Annotated in this window: 1 protein-coding gene; it reads left to right on the plus strand. The window is 36.2% G+C overall.

Features of this window, described 5'->3' with window-relative positions; genetic code table 11:
* On the plus strand, nucleotides 1-221 hold a 221-nt coding region (locus tag KI356_RS27695; protein WP_498066726.1), incomplete at both ends, for a glycoside hydrolase family 25 domain-containing protein.

A 221-nucleotide genomic window follows, 5' to 3' on the forward strand; every position in this document is an offset into this window, starting at 1 on the left:
GTATCAAAGTTATGTGAAAGAAATGAAGAAACGTAGTATCCCATTTGGGAATTATGCATTTTGCCGTTTTATATCTAGTTCAGATGCAAAAAAAGAAGCGCAAGATTTTTGGAATCGTGGCGATAAAAACGCTAAATTTTGGGTGGCAGATGTAGAAGTTCAAACAATGGTAGATATGCAAGGTGGGACTCAAGCATTTATTGATGAATTACGCCGATTAG

This window comes from Bacillus hominis, from assembly GCF_018332515.1.
In the GTDB taxonomy this organism is placed as follows: domain Bacteria; phylum Bacillota; class Bacilli; order Bacillales; family Bacillaceae_G; genus Bacillus_A; species Bacillus_A hominis.